Here is a 12,901-nt window from a genome sequence, read left to right as displayed (position 1 = left end):
CTTCCTCCTATTTTGTATATTCATCTTTCTTGATCACTTACCCGCCAATCGTTACTTGATAACCTGCGTCTTGGTAAATTTTTTGCAAGCGCGCTACTTTTTCATCTGCTGGTTTAATGAAGTTCTGCGTACACACTCTTTTCAACCGTTCGTATTTATCTCGTCCGAAATCATGATACGGCAGCAACGATATTTCACTCACATGAATCTTCTCTTTAGCTAGCCAGGCAATAACTTCCTCTGCATCCAGTTCTTCTGCATTAATTTCATCTAATAAAATTAGACGAAGATTGATTTCTGCTTGCTGTTCAGATAGAAATCGCAAATTCTCCAGCACTAATTGATTGCCAGCACCTGTATAAAGCTGATGATTATGTGAATCAATGAACTTTAAATCGTACAAAAATAAATCTGCATATGGAAGAATTCGTCGATAATTTTCAGTTGGGGCGACTCCACAGGTATCAATAGCGACAGTTATGCCTAATCTCTGGCATTCCTTCGCTAGTTCAACCACATAATCCATATTTTGAGCCATCACTTCACCGCCAGAAAATGTGACACCGCCACCTGATTGATCGTAAAAGATTTGATCTGCTTGGATTTTCTTAACTAACTCATGAACAGAATAATCTTTGCCAATCAGTTCTTCCTTGCCATATTTGTTTAACATGATTTCTGGTGAAAATACTTGACTTTCAGGATTGTGACACCATTCACATCTAATGGGGCACCCTTTGAAAAAAATCGTCGTACGAATTCCCGGCCCATCATGGGTCGAAAACTTTTGAATATTAAAAATCGTCGGCTTTTTCACGTACTTCCCTCCCGCCCTTAATTATAAAACGCAAACGAGAAAGTTGCAAGCGCTTAATTCATTTTGATGAATTCTTCATTTTATTTTTCGCTTTTTTTTCATTTTAATGACGGTTAGGAATTTATCTGTTTTTCAGGTATACTAAAAATAATTAATCATGTGAGGGGCTAACAGATGAATATTGGAGAAAAAGTGAAAAATTTGCGTAATGAACAAGGGATGACTCTCAAACAGCTATCTGAAGCCACCGGTTTGTCAACCGGCTTCTTATCGCAGTTCGAGCGGGGGATTACAACGATTGCGGTTGAACATTTATCAAGTATCGCAGATTTATTTAAAGTAAGAATTAATTATTTTTTTGAAGAAGAACCTGAAATTGAACCAATTGTTCGCGGGTACGACCAGCCGGTGATCCACAAATTAAACAACATGATCTATAAACAATTAAGCCGCACACCACAGGATAAGAAGATTGCGCCAAAAACGATCGAAATCATGCCACATGAAAAGCGTGAATTGCCGACTACCTATCCACATCAAGGAGAAGAATTCGTGTATGTTTTAGAGGGAATCTTAACACTGGTGATCGAAGAAAAGACGTACCAACTTTATCCAGGCGACTCCGCTCATTATTTTTCGACGATTGATCACAATTGGGACAACCAAACTAGCAATGTCGTAAAATTTATCGTGGTGCACTATCCAAATGACTATTAAAAGCGCTCGATCAAAAATGATCGAACGCTTTTTTACTTAATAGTACAGACTTCTAAAATCATTTCTCTATGGATAGTTCCGTGAATAATTTTCTAAAAACCATTGCTAAATGCTCTTGTGCTTTTGAAAATAATTCTGAATCATATTTGGTTAGTACCTCTTCACCGAAAGAACGTTTCTCAATGTACTGATTATAGCGAATCTCTAGCTGTAATGCTTCAATTCCGGATAGTTCACTAAAGTGACGGGTAATAAATCCACCACGAAATGGGTGATTGTCGGAAACGCTGTAGCCAGCTTCCTTTAAAAAAACTGTTAACAGCTTTCGCAATTCCGCACTAGAAGTTTGATCCATTTGGTTTCCGATCACAAAATCAGCCGGGGTAGTTCTGGCATCATTTGGATATTCCGCAAAGCTATGCAGATCAATTAAATAGACTTTTCCAAATCGGCTCTTTTTGGCATCGATTAATCTCTGCAATGCTTGGTGATAGGGCCAATAATAGTTTTCTAAGCGTTCAGTAATAATATCTGATGTTAGCTTTTTTGTATACAAGGCTTTTCCAAAGGTATTTTGCTGATAAATCACTGACTCTTGATAATTCATTCCTTTTATTTGACTTTCTCGGTTCGGATCAGCCACATAACGATTCACTCGATTTTCGATCATCGTACAGCCCATTGCTACTAAAAAATTGTATAGCTCAGGTAAAAACCAATCTGTGTTCGCCAAGACCATATCTTTTCGTAAGCTTGAGCGCATTTCCTCTGGTATCCATGTTCCGCTATGGGGCAAACTGATAACTACTGGATAGATGTGTTTTTCTTTATTATATGTGATAAATGTTTTCATTGAGTCCCTGCCCTTCGATAATTTTTCTCTTTGATTATACCTCTCCAATCTCTTGTCTAGATACAAAAAAACTGACAAAGAGCATTCTCCTTGTCAGACTTGGATTTTAATTTGCTTCTAATACCTTCAGTCGTTTATAAACATCAATCAATTCTTGAGTTAAGCCTAAATAGGAAATAGCGTTCATTAAATGATCCTGACTATGCACCATCAATAATGTCACTTCTGAATTATTTCCACTAGCTTCCACGGTCAGCAGACTCGTTTGCGTATTATGGGCCTCAACTAATGCATCATTAGCTGCTTTCATTCGTGACTCAGCCTCCGAAAAATTATTTTCCTTCGCCGCCGCCAACGCTGCAATTGCTTCGCCCTTTGCATTACCAGCATTCATAATTAGTCCCATAACTACCTGTAACTGTTCATCATTCATTTCCCCAAAATCCCTTCTGCCTAAATTTCATCAAAATCAAAGGTATCAAAGTCGATCTCTTCTGCTTCAAGCTCTTCTGCTTCTTTTTCTTCTCGTAAATACTGATCATCTAGCACTTTGATGAATGGATAATAGATCGCCATTCCTAATACAATCAGCAACGCCTGTAAAACTGAGGCCTGCCAGCCGCTTACTAAAAAGCCGGAGATAATCGGCGGTGTCGTCCAAGGCAGTTGAATACCATTTGTATAAGGAACAAGTCCCCAATCCATCGCAAAGTAAGAAATAATAATATTAATAGTAGGAACTAGCGCAAAAGGAATCAAAATAATCGGGTTCAGAACAATTGGTAAGCCAAAAATGATTGGCTCATTAATACCGAAAATACTTGGAACGAGTGATAGCTGTGATAACTTTTTGACTCGCTGGCTCTTACAAAAGAGTACCATCACGATAATTAATGACAGTGTTGAGCCACCACCGCCAAATGTCGCAAACATGTCTTGAAATTGACCTGTGATGATATTGGGAATTTCATGCCCGTCTTTAAAGGCTTGCATATTTTCGACTGACAATGCACGTAAAACTGGATTAAATACTGCACCAACAACACTGCTTCCATTAATACCGAAAAACCAAAAGAAATGCAGGAATAAATAAGCAATAATCATCGCGCCTAACGTGTTGCCTAAACTCAATAGTGGCGTTTGTAAGAATGTAAAGATTACATCTTGCAAGTTCCCCATTGATGTCAAAGAAACTAACCAATTGAGAACGAACATAATTGTTACTACCACAAAACTTGGAATCAATGCTTCAAAAGACTTCACTACGGTAGGTGGAACACCATCTGGCATCTTGATTGTCCAGCCGCGGTGAATCACGGCCGCAAAAATCCGGGTAGAAACTAGCGCAATAATCATTCCTAAAAACAAACCGCTTGAACCCATCCATTTTAAGGGCAAGCTCGTTACTTCATAAACCTGAGTACTATTTTCTGGTGTGAAGAGTGTAGTATAGGGCGTCAATATAAAGAACGAAACCAATGCCAGAGCAGCCGACTGAATCGCATCAATTTCCAATTGCCGTCCTAAGCTATAAGCAATTCCCACAACCGCTAAAATTGTCATCACATCGAAGCTGGCTGAAGCAGGTACCGACATCAAGGATTCCCAATTATTGCCTAAAATTGGAGAAATCATGTTGCTCCAATTCGGAATCGGAAAATTCGCCAAAAGTAGGAAGAACGATCCAACAATCAATAAGGGCGTAGAAATCAAAAAACCGTCACGGATCGCGATCAAATACTTATTTTCCCCGATGACTTTGGCTAATGGTGTCAAAACTTTTTCCAACCAGTTTAAAAACTTCTGCATCTTTTTATCCTCCAATCAGTTCAATATTATTTTTTATTTTTTTTAAGCAATTTTAGAACGTCCTTCATCGCTTTTTCCCCGTCCATCATGCCGTAAATCTCGGGTGCGATCACTGCTACTGGAATCCCCTGCGGAGCAAATTGTTCCTGTGTTTTTTCCAATAAGAATTTTACTTGTGGGCCTAAAAGAATCGCTACTGGTTTTTCCTTTTCAACTACTTCCTGTGCACGTGCTACTGGAAAAGCTGTAATTTGCAGCGGCATATTATGTTTTTCAACGATCTCCATCATTTTGTTAACCATAATACTTGTGGACATCCCTGCATCGCAAAATAGATAAATTTGTTTTTTACTCATTTTCTTCACTCTCCTATTTTTTATTCAATCGGTGCTTTAATCCGTTTTTCATAGGCATCTAGCCAATGCTGTGTGATCGGTTGGATATCTGTAGTGTGACCGCTTCCCATATTGGCAATGAAAATCTGTGGGTTTTCCTTATCGTTACCTACACTGAACGTAAATTCAACGTTTGTCGCTACGCCCCACTCGCCTTTAGGGTTCATCGCGATCAATGAGAAAGCACCTGCTTTGCCATAGCGTGCAGTCAATTTATCATGAAATTCATAGACAGCTTTATCGCAGGCGTCTTGCGGCTTCACCCCTTCTCCCATCAAACGAACGATTTCATAGGATAAGCAGCCCTTCATCAAGTCTTCGCCTAATCCTGTCGCTGCTGCTCCTCCGATCTCACTATCCACGTAAAAGCCCGAGCCAGATAATGGGGAATCACCGACCCGTCCCGGCTTTTTCATGAACAGTCCAGAGCTAGATGTGCCAGCCGTCATCGTTCCCATCTGATCCAAAGTAATCGCGCCAACGGTATCATGACCATCGTAGGGATTCAGATTATTTTCCTGAATTTCCTTCAAACGCTTCTCCCAAATTTTATGGGCACGTTCTGTCAGCATACTCTTTCGTTCGAAGCCTTCCAGCATTGAATATTTGGTTGCCCCTTCACCGACCCGAAAACTATTGAATTTATCTTTACTAAGTTTTCGTGCAACAGAGATTGGATTTTTTACATCGGTGATTCCTGCCACTGCACCAATTTCAAAGGTATCCCCGTGCATGAAGGCAGCGTCCATCTCTAAGATTCCCTCGGCATTTGGCAATCCGCCAAAACCAACAGATTTATAATAAGGATAATCCTCTACTGTCTTTATTAAGGTCTCTACTGCGTCACCAGCATCCCCTTTCTTCTCTAGCAAATGCATTGCTTCTATTACACCATCATGTGCCATGCGCCATGTCGCAATTGCTCCCCACGCCATCGTCGTGCTCCTCCCGTTACCGTTTACATTTTCAAAATCTGAATTCATTATAGATAGTATATACTGTTTTGTATATACTAAATTTGAAATTTTTTTATCTTTTTTTACCGTTTTCTAAGCTAAAGTTATGAAATAACAAAAAAAAGACCCGCAATCCCTTGCTGGGTCTCAAAAAATCAATTATTCTATTAGTTTTAACATGCCCCGCATATAGATTTCCATGTTTTTCAACAGATCCTTTTCATCCATATATTCGTCCTGATTATGGGCAATCCCCTTTTGACCAGGAAACGAAGGACCAAAGGCAACGATATTCGGAATAAAGCGGGCATAAGTTGCTCCGGTCGTCGTTACCGGAGTCCCATCCAATCCTGTAGCCTCTTCATAAACAGCTGATAAGAGTTGAATATTGGGATTATCCTTAGGAAAATGGCTGCTTTTGATGCGACGGACTACTGTTAGCTGACTCTCCGGCGGCAAATGTTTTTTCAAGGTATCGGTAACTTCTGCTTCTGTGACTGAAACAGGATAGCGAATCGCTATCGAAAGAGCTAGTTGTTGGTCTTTTTTGATCAATTCATAGGGCGTGATCATTAATTTACCACTATCCGCGTCTGAAAAAGCAAGGCCTAAGCCTTCCCCATGATGCTGATTGGTTAGACTCTTTATTAGCCAAGAAAAATACTCCGCCAGTGTTCCAGTAACGGCTTGTTCCTGTAAAATTTTTTCCGCCAATAGTGTAATTGCGTTTTCTCCTAGTTCAGGTGCATTCGAAGGGGCTCTTTTCCCCTGCACACTGATATTCTTGCCGTGAATAGTTACTGATAACGCATCTGGAACATGATCGCGGGCTTGATCACCGATGAAATCACCTAAATCTTTTAGTTCTTCTTGAGGAAACGTTGTCAAAATTTCATAGTTAACAATCCCACGTTCGCCATAAACTACCGGATACTTGCAATCAGGCGTAAAACCAAACTGTGGTGGCTGTTCTTCGCTCAAATAAAGCGGAATATCTGAGCTGCCGTTTTCCTCATCGGTACCAAAAATGATTCGGATCGTTTTCTTTACGGGCAGATCCATCTCCTTCAACAGCTTCAAGCCAAATAAGCAAGCTAAAATTGGCCCCTTGTTGTCTAAAATGCCGCGACCATAAAAGCGCTGATCCTTTTTGCTCAATTTAAACGGTGGGAACGACCAGCCATCCCCCGCTGGAACAACATCCAAATGACCCACAACACCAATATAGTCTTCTGCGTCACCCCATTGCGCATACCCCACTACATCATTGATGATCGCCGTTTTGAATCCGTATTTTTCCGCTAAAGACATCACTGTGAGTAAGGCTTCTTTGGGGCCTTTCCCAAAAGGTGCTTGTTTTGCTGGTGTACCTTTAACACTTTCTATTTGCATTACCTGATCCAGATCCTGATAGAATTGTTCCTTGTTTTCTTCAATTACTTTTCGAAAATCAATCGTCATAAGAGCCTCCCTAGTTGTACTTGCTTTATTTACCATAGCGAGTAAGTGTTGTTTTAAAGACATAACGATCCGAGCGATAGTAAGAGATATCGTAAAAAATCGGTGTCGCGTCTAATGCATAGGTCACAGAATAGACTTGCAGCAAGGGGTCTCCCATCGGTACATCCAGTAATTTTGAAAGCTCCGGTTTGACCAAAATTGCCTCCACCTCCTGATGAGAATAGGCAATCTCGGTTTTTTCCTCTAGCAATTTAAATAGCGAGCCGCTGAAATCCTCTGCTTTTAACCCTTTTACATAAAACTCGGACAAATAAATTTTTTCCACTGTCATTGGTTCATCATCTAATATCCGCCGCCGAACCAACTCATAGATTGGTTGATCTTCTTCTAGTTGCAGTGCGTTCAGAATTTCCTCTGAAGGCTCACTAACCTTTTTAAACGAAATAACTTCTGTACTACTGGTTTTTCCATAGGCCTTCGCGGCTTCAGTAAAGCCTTGCAGCCCAGAGCGCCCACTTTGAATTTTTGGCTGTGACATTACATAGCTTCCCTTACCGCGCCGTTTCACCAAAATATTCTTGCCGATTAAATCATCGATGGCTTTACGAATCGTTAAGCGGCTACAATCAAACTCCTTCGCCAAGTCATATTCAGAAGGTAATTTTTGTGAGCTTACATAGATTCCTTCATGGATACGTTTTTCGATCTCAGCGGATACCTGATTAAATTTCGCCTTTGTCGTTTTCTTATCCTCCATAATTTCTCCCTTTTTCGATTATTTCTTTCTATCTACTATCCAATCTTCATTTTCACTATACTGATTCTTCCACAGCTTGGCTAGATTAATTTTTTCGACCCATTCGGTATATACCTTACAGTATATACTATATTCAGTTTTAAATATATTTCAATCATTCTCAGCTTTTTTTTACTTTTAAACCATTTTTTTAATCTTAAAGTGCTTTTCAATCGTCTTTTTTTCTAACTTCATTTCCCTTATAATACCTTCAGGTGATTTGATGAATATAATAGATGCAACGGAAATCGTTGAGAAAATGAATAACCAAAAAATAAATTATGACCGTGTTTTGCATAAGATGATTCAATCGTGGGAAAAAGAAAAAGTCCGCCCACGAATTTTGATTCATTCTTGTTGCGCACCCTGCAGTACCTGTACCTTGGAATTTTTGACCCAGCACGCAGATGTGACGATCTTCTTCTCGAACTCCAATATTCATCCTGAAAGTGAATATCAACGTCGAGTTTTAGTTCAAGAAAAATTTATCCATGACTTTAATACAGCGACTGGCAATCAAGTTGATTTGATTATTGACGACTATAAACCGAATGAATTCATTCAGTTAATGCAGCAAAAGGAATTGATCGCAGAACCTGAAGGCGGGAAACGTTGTACCGCTCGCTTTAATATGCGCTTAGACTTAGCAGCAAAAGAAGCGTTGGAACGCGGTTTCGACTATTTTGGTAGTGCCTTAACGATTTCCCCGAAAAAAAATAGCCAATTGATCAATCAAATCGGTATGGATATCCAAAAAATCTACAATACGCATTACTTGCCAAGTGATTTTAAAAAAAATTCCGGCTACCAACGTTCGATTGAGATGTGTAAAGAGTACGATGTGTATCGCCAATGCTACTGCGGCTGTGTATTTGCAGCAAAGCAACAGGGATGCGATTTGAAAATAATTAACAAAGAGGCAAAAGCCTTCGTGAAGGAATACCAGAAACAACCAACCGAAGCATAGAAAATGGACCGATAGAAAAAACTATCGGTTCATTTTTTGAAAAAAATCAAATCTCATATAAAATTTATACTATATTCGCGGATCATTGCTTTTTCTCTAAATTTTGTTATATCTCGTATTGATAGCCTTTACATACCAACCGTTTTTTCGATACAATTAACTAATTAGAACAAAGACTAAGAGAGACTAACTATATAGAGTCAAGTAAAAATTAGCCAAATCAAAAAATATTTTATAACAGATAATTCCGAAAAAAGGGTACAACAAATAAGCTTCTTACCATTAGTTTTTTTGAATGTTCAATAGCTAATCAGAAACAATTATATAAGGCTCGTTTTTAGTCAAAATAGCATGAATCACGTAACAAAGCTTACGAGAAACCGCACCTAAGGCAGTTAGATGATGTTTTCCTTCGGAAACTTTTTTCTGGTAAAACGCACTAAAAACAGGATCACATTGAGAAGCTACTAAAGCCGCCGAAAACAAGGCTTTTCGCAAATATGGAGACCCTCGTTTACTCATAACATTATGCGTTGCCTCATATTGCCCTGATTGTGTCACGGAAGCGTCTATCCCAGCGTAAGCAACGAGTTTTTTCGGGTTAGAAAATTTTTGAATATCTCCGATCTCACCAAGAATAGTCGCACCGTTTATAGGACCAATTCCAGGAATTGTGAGAATAACAGAATTTAAAGTGTCCATTATGTGCTTGATTTCTCTTTCCGTTTCCTTTATTTGGCTTTCAATGAATTTTAATTGTTCAATCATTGAACGTAGTTGGAAGGTGAACGCTTCTTGAGCAAATTTTACTCCAAAGGAGTTAGAAGCTGCTTGCTTCAATTGGTCCGCTTTTTCTGCCTTGATTCGGTTCCTGCTTAACTCAGCTAAGTATTGGGCCAAAGTTTCTGAGGAAATGTTTTCTAAGTCGATCGGGGCACTAAACGCCAGCAATAACTCTTTAGAAGCTTTTCCGAAAACGCCCTGCTTGGTAAAAATCGTCGCGTATTCTGGAAAGACTTGATCCAATACGGCTATAATTTTTCTTTTGAAGTCGCTCGCTGTACCTACTAAATAAGTTCGGTAACGAGAAAGTTGTTTCAAAGAAAAAACATTTTCATCGGATAAGACCGTTTCGACAAATGAGCCATAGCGCATTAAGTCAGCAATCAAAACAGAATCAATAATATCGTTTTTTCGTTTCCGTATTTCTGTACCTTTACGCCATCCGTCTGTTTGAAGGGGATTCACAACGTGAATCAAATAATCTGATTCGTGAAGGTATGAAAAGATGGACAGCCAATAGTGCCCCGTGGCTTCCATCCCTATAACAAAGTCACTGGGTGCTCCGGAATAGTCGACCATTCGCTCAATTAATGACTCTGCTCCTTCAGTGGTGTTAGGAAATGAAAAACCTTTTAGTAATACCTTTCCTTCCTCGTTCATGATAGAAGCAACGTGAGTGCGTTTACCGATATCAATGCCTAAAAAGTACATGTATATCTGACCTTTCAAAAAAAGAATTTTGGATTGAAATCCACTCAACTGAAAAGCGTCACTACCTTGTACGAGATACGGAGTAAAGTAAGGACTTTCAACATCTAACTCATACGCAATCCACTTATCAGAGAGAGGAGCCAGTCTCTCGAGTGCGGGTTCAATGACCCAAGGGGGGAACGGCTTAGCCTCTCAATCCAATAAATATATTATCTCAAAAGAAATGAGTTAATACCAAATTAAAATAACGATGGTTCATAGGGTTATCCAATCAAAACCGGAAGGTTAAAACCCTAACTCTAATATACAAGGTTATGACATGATCAAAGAAAAACTGAACTCGAGATTCGGCTTCTTTCTCATATTAACGCTATTATTATGGGCCAAAAATCTATTTGCCTATCTGGTCGATTTCGACTTGCGTTTAGATAATGCGCTTCAGGTTTTTATTCTGCTAATCAATCCGATAGCGTCCACGATGCTCTTTTTGTCGATCTTTTTGTTTATCCGGAGAACGAAAGCTGCCTATATTACAGGATATCTCATTTACTTGTTACTTAGCATCTTACTTTTTGCTAACGTGGTTTATTATCAAGAATTCACCGATTTTCTTACCATTGATACAATATTAGGTGCGGGAAAAGTCGCCAGCGGACTTGGAGAAAGTGCTATACGACTATTTAAGCCTCATGATGTTCTGTATTTTCTGGACTGTATTGCTGTACTAGCCGCTTTACTACTAAAGAAACTCCCAGTAGATACTCGTCCCGTTCGAGCAAAGCTGGCTTTTACAGTCACGATGGCTTCGTTATTGTTTCTTGCTGGAAATATTGCACTGGCGGAAACAAGTCGTCCAGGCTTATTGACTAGAACGTTTTCTAGAGATTATCTAGTGAAATATTTAGGAATCAACGCCTATACCGTTTACGACGGCGTCAAAACCTACCAAGTCTCACAAATTCGTGCACAGGCCAGCCCTAATGATATGGAAGTTTTAGCGGAAAAACTCAAGCAGCAGCCAAAAGAAATGAATAAGGAAACATTTGGTATAGCTAAAGATAAGAATATTATCTATGTCCATCTAGAAAGTGCCCATCAATTTTTGATTGATTACAAGCTGAAAGACGAAAACGGTGTCGAGCATGAAGTCATGCCTTTTGTAAATAGTCTGTATCACAGTCAAAGCTCTTTCAGCTTTGACAATGTTTACCATCAGGTCAGTGCTGGAAAAACCAGTGACGCAGAAACATTATTGGAAAATTCCTTGTTTGGGCTGAATCAAGGCTCTCTATTTTCACAGTTAGGTGGCAAGAATACCTTTAATGCCGCACCCGCCATTTTTGAACAAAAATTAGGTTATACAACTGCCGCCTTTCATGGTAATGCTGGAAATTTTTGGAATCGCAACGAAACATATAAACGATTTGGTTACCAGCACTTCTTTGACTCTAGTTATTATAGCTTAAATGATAAGAATTCTTTCCAATACGGGTTGCATGACAAGCCTTTTTTCCAGCAATCAGTGAAATATTTGGAGCACCTGCAGCAGCCTTTTTACGCGAAATTTTTAGCGGTCTCTAACCATTATCCGTTTTCTGAATTACCTGAAGCGGAGAATGGTTTCCCAAAAGTAGATACCGGCGACTCAACGATCGACGGTTATTTTGCAACAGCGAATTACACTGATACAGCCATCAGAGAATTTTTTGATTACCTAAAAGCCAGCGGACTTTACGAAAATTCTATGATCGTTTTGTATGGCGATCACTACGGTATTTCTGATTCACGTATTGAGGCCACTAAAGAATTATTTGGCAAAGAGGATTGGACAACCTTTGATACGATCCAAGCCCAAAAGGTGCCCTTGATCATTCATCTTCCGGGACAAGAAAAGGGAACGATCAATCATACTTATGGTGGACAAATCGATGTATTGCCTACGTTGTTGCATTTAGTTGGTTATGATTCTAATGATTTAATGCTGCTGGGACACGACTTGCTTTCTCCTAATCGAGAACAGTTAGTCGCCTTTCGTAATGGAGATTTTGTTACGGAGGACTATTCTTACCATAAGGGCGATGTTTACGATAATCAAACAGGGGCTCTATTGAACTTTAGTCAGCCTGAAATACTGGAAGAAGCCAAAGAAGTTAAAAAGAAAGTCGAGGAACAGCTAAATATCTCCGATCAGATCAATAATGGGGATCTGTTGCGGTTTTATTACGACAGTGGCTTGAGCCCGGTTAAAGTAGAGGAAATCAATTATAAAAATTCCATCAAAAACTTAAACGGGATTGAGAAAAAGCTAGGTGATCAATCAACCAGCGTCTTTTCGAAGAATAATCAGCAATCAACAGAAGATTTGTACAAAACAAAATCCTTTAAAGAATACACCACTGAAAAAAATGACTAACAAAAACGCGAAAACAGTTTAAACACACTGTTTTCGCGTTTTGTTACTTTAAATTCCAATATGTGTAGAATAACGGATTTATCCTAGGAAAAAATCTGATAATTCGTTTTAGTAAAAATGGCTATCTGCTTTTTTTCGGCGCGCAGCTCGGCTCAGTCAAAGTTAATATTTCTAAAACAATACTGGCTTCAAGTGAAAAATAACCATCTATTATTGTATTCTA

12 protein-coding genes are annotated in these 12,901 nt (G+C 39.2%); 3 read left to right on the top strand and 9 right to left on the bottom strand.

What is annotated here, in order from left to right; genetic code table 11:
- Positions 1-37: 37 nt before the first annotated feature.
- Entirely contained in the window at positions 38-817 is a 780-nt protein-coding gene (locus AUF14_RS17855) for a glycyl-radical enzyme activating protein (protein WP_016178813.1), read from the bottom strand.
- A 174-nt stretch (positions 818-991) separates the two neighbouring features.
- Between AUF14_RS17855 and AUF14_RS17850 the strand changes: the two genes are divergently transcribed.
- A complete protein-coding gene (locus AUF14_RS17850) occupies positions 992-1,534 on the top strand; it encodes a helix-turn-helix domain-containing protein (protein WP_102866349.1) in 543 nt (180 codons plus the stop codon).
- A gap of 58 nt (positions 1,535-1,592) precedes the next feature.
- On the opposite strand, the gene AUF14_RS17845 is transcribed toward AUF14_RS17850, so the two are convergent.
- The 7 genes from AUF14_RS17845 to AUF14_RS17815 all read right to left on the bottom strand — a co-directional run bounded on the left by AUF14_RS17845 (position 1,593) and on the right by AUF14_RS17815 (position 7,765).
- Positions 1,593-2,387, bottom strand: coding sequence for an N-formylglutamate amidohydrolase (locus tag AUF14_RS17845; protein WP_102866348.1), 795 nt, complete (start codon positions 2,385-2,387; stop codon positions 1,593-1,595).
- 106 nt (positions 2,388-2,493) lie between these two features.
- Positions 2,494-2,820, bottom strand: coding sequence for a PTS lactose/cellobiose transporter subunit IIA (locus AUF14_RS17840; RefSeq protein ID WP_102866347.1), 327 nt, complete (start codon positions 2,818-2,820; stop codon positions 2,494-2,496).
- 20 nt (positions 2,821-2,840) lie between these two features.
- Complete coding sequence (gene celB, locus AUF14_RS17835; RefSeq protein WP_102866346.1) at positions 2,841-4,196, bottom strand: PTS cellobiose transporter subunit IIC; 1,356 nt, start codon at positions 4,194-4,196, stop codon at positions 2,841-2,843.
- A gap of 26 nt (positions 4,197-4,222) precedes the next feature.
- Complete coding sequence (locus AUF14_RS17830; RefSeq protein ID WP_048718593.1) at positions 4,223-4,552, bottom strand: PTS sugar transporter subunit IIB; 330 nt, start codon at positions 4,550-4,552, stop codon at positions 4,223-4,225.
- 20 nt (positions 4,553-4,572) lie between these two features.
- On the bottom strand, positions 4,573-5,526 hold the full coding sequence (locus tag AUF14_RS17825) for a N(4)-(beta-N-acetylglucosaminyl)-L-asparaginase (RefSeq protein WP_193756253.1): 954 nt from the start codon (positions 5,524-5,526) through the stop codon (positions 4,573-4,575).
- Between the two features lie 180 nt (positions 5,527-5,706).
- Positions 5,707-7,008, bottom strand: a complete 1,302-nt coding sequence (locus AUF14_RS17820; RefSeq protein ID WP_102866345.1) for a Sapep family Mn(2+)-dependent dipeptidase — start codon at positions 7,006-7,008, stop codon at positions 5,707-5,709.
- 25 nt (positions 7,009-7,033) lie between these two features.
- The gene (locus tag AUF14_RS17815) at positions 7,034-7,765 is read right to left on the bottom strand and encodes a GntR family transcriptional regulator, LSA1692 subfamily (protein WP_048718589.1); all 732 of its coding nucleotides are present in this window, start codon (positions 7,763-7,765) and stop codon (positions 7,034-7,036) included.
- A 262-nt stretch (positions 7,766-8,027) separates the two neighbouring features.
- Between AUF14_RS17815 and AUF14_RS17810 the strand changes: the two genes are divergently transcribed.
- Positions 8,028-8,771, top strand: a complete 744-nt coding sequence (locus AUF14_RS17810; protein ID WP_193756252.1) for an epoxyqueuosine reductase QueH — start codon at positions 8,028-8,030, stop codon at positions 8,769-8,771.
- A gap of 306 nt (positions 8,772-9,077) precedes the next feature.
- Here AUF14_RS17810 and AUF14_RS17805 read toward each other — a convergent pair whose 3' ends face one another.
- Positions 9,078-10,265, bottom strand: coding sequence for an IS110 family RNA-guided transposase (locus AUF14_RS17805; protein WP_002297293.1), 1,188 nt, complete (start codon positions 10,263-10,265; stop codon positions 9,078-9,080).
- 319 nt (positions 10,266-10,584) lie between these two features.
- Here AUF14_RS17805 and AUF14_RS17800 point away from each other — a divergent pair, with 319 nt between their 5' ends.
- Entirely contained in the window at positions 10,585-12,678 is a 2,094-nt protein-coding gene (locus tag AUF14_RS17800; RefSeq protein ID WP_102866344.1) for an LTA synthase family protein, read from the top strand.
- The last annotated feature ends 223 nt before the right edge of the window (positions 12,679-12,901 follow it).

This window comes from Enterococcus avium (genome assembly GCF_002891025.1).
Classification (GTDB): Bacteria; Bacillota; Bacilli; order Lactobacillales; family Enterococcaceae; genus Enterococcus_A; species Enterococcus_A avium.
This window is presented reverse-complemented; position numbering and strand designations above follow the sequence as displayed.